Raw genomic sequence first — 2,125 nt, 5'->3', positions numbered from 1 at the left:
CCGTATTTCTCTTTTCACGCCACGATTGGCGGATTCTTGCGGATTCCTTCATAGGATATACAAAAAATCAATAGGTTAGGAGCAAGTCGAAAAAGAGGTGGCGCTCGTGAACGTCACCTCTTCGTTGGACTGGTATGTGCGCATTGTATATCTTTTGTATAGATAGAGCTGCGTAATATCGGAATCCGCCAATACTGCATACAAGGCATCGCAGTCGTCCATATTCATTTCCCGTAAAATCAAACGGCTTGGCTCAATAATCGTATCATTTTCTCCATTTTTTCTCATAAAAAAGCTTTTGTTTTTCCTCCCCGGAAGAATCACATGGATTTTCTGAGATATTCCGCCGTGATTGTATGGGAATGCTCCGCCATATCCTTCGGCGTACCGGCAAAGACAATCTCGCCACCGGCAGTACCGCCGTCCGGTCCTACATCAATGAGCCAATCCGCCTGTTTCATCACATCCAGATTATGCTCGATAACGATGACGGTGTTGCCGCGATCTACCAGACTGTCGAGCAGTTCCATGACTTTCTTCACATCGGAAGCGTGAAGGCCGGTGGTGGGCTCGTCCAGTACATAAATGTTGCCTTTCTTGTCCAAGAATTTTGCCAGCTTCACCCGCTGGCGTTCACCACCGGAAAGGGTGGACAGGGGCTGACCCAGAGACAGGTAGGGCAGGCCCACTTCAATCATTGCCCCCAGCGCCTTGCGAAGTTTCCTGTTGTCTTTGAAAAACTCGTAGGCTTCCCCGGCGGACATGTCCAGAATCTCCATGATGTTCTTTCCCTGATAGCGATAGGACAGAGCTTCCTCGCTATACCGTTTTCCTTCGCAGGCTTCGCAGACGGTGGTGACAGGGTCCATGAACACCAGCTCCGTAACAATCTGTCCTCGCCCTCCGCAGGCAGGGCAGGCACCTTTACTGTTGAAAGAAAACAAAGAGGATAAGCATTTACCGGTGAAACATGTGGATACTTGCTTTTGTCCTGATAAAATAAGGTCTTTATCCGTGTGGCAGGTCTTAGACCGGCCTCATGTATCAGCCTGTGCCTTATCATCGCCGTTAAAAGGTGTTTTTTGCGGAACAGCCTCCGCAGATTTATATCTGCAGAGGCTGTTCCGTGTAATTTGCTGATAAAACCGTCTGAATAAAGTCCAGCAGTTTTGGCTTTTGTCTTTTTGCACAGGCGTGGTATAAATTGGTTCATGTTTTGGATTTTTCTATATCCTGTTGCGGCAAATTATTGCTCAACTCTTTCCTTCTTAATCTTTAGTACATCGGAACTTTCTTCCAGTTTCAGTTCTCTGCTTTTTCCGGGAGAAAGCTGGCTACGATAGCTGGCTGGCGTCACTCCTGTATTCTTGCGGAAGCATTTGCAAAAATATTTATAGTCCATATACCCTACACGCTCTCCCACATCCTGAACTTTAAGTTCCATATTTTCTTCCAATAGCTTTTTGGCCACTTTCATTCGATAATCTGTAAGATATTCGACAAATGTCATTCCTGTTTTAGCCTTAAATAACTTAGTAAAATAAAAGGAACTGAGGTTCACTTTTCCGGAAATATCCGACAGTGAAATAACCTGTGCATAATTTTTCTCAATAAAGGCGATGGCATCTCCTATTAAATCGTCCGAATAATCCTCCTTAATATTTTTAAGATTCCGAATGCATCGCTCTATCTTCATCTCACACCAACTGCGAATTGCTACTGTATCATACATATATTCGAGGCCCAAATTATTTACATCCTCTATTCCTTTTTCCACACACAGTCTAGCAAGGCCAATAGAAAAGACAAACATCTGTTTATATATGAATTCTCTGTTATCATCCGAATAAGCCACTACATAGTCAAAAAATTCCGAAAATGCATCCAGCGCAGCAGCAGAGTCCTCCATTGAAATTGCTTTGAAAATTTCGCTTTCCAACTTCATTGGATATCGGTAATCCTCATTCCTCTCTGTCGGAGGGCATATAGTAATACCTTCTCCTGTATTCCCACTCATTACTGCCCTGGTAGCTGCGGAGTAGGATGTATACATCGATTTTAATGAATAGACATATCCATCGCCCCTTTCTGCCTTAATCGTAATAAAAACCGGTCAAAACATCAA

1 protein-coding gene and 1 pseudogene are annotated in these 2,125 nt (G+C 44.0%); both read right to left on the bottom strand.

Annotated features, from left to right (window positions below; genetic code table 11):
• Positions 1 to 320: 320 nt before the first annotated feature.
• Positions 321 to 947: pseudogene (locus tag QZZ35_RS11405) on the bottom strand (ATP-binding cassette domain-containing protein); the annotation flags it as partial.
• A 299-nt stretch (positions 948 to 1,246) separates the two neighbouring features.
• Positions 1,247 to 2,017, bottom strand: a complete 771-nt coding sequence (locus QZZ35_RS11400; RefSeq protein ID WP_291237514.1) for a helix-turn-helix domain-containing protein — start codon at positions 2,015 to 2,017, stop codon at positions 1,247 to 1,249.
• Positions 2,018 to 2,125 lie beyond the last annotated feature (108 nt).

This window comes from Frisingicoccus sp. (assembly GCA_016298055.1).
In the GTDB taxonomy this organism is placed as follows: Bacteria; Bacillota; Clostridia; order Lachnospirales; family Lachnospiraceae; genus Frisingicoccus.
This window is presented reverse-complemented; position numbering and strand designations above follow the sequence as displayed.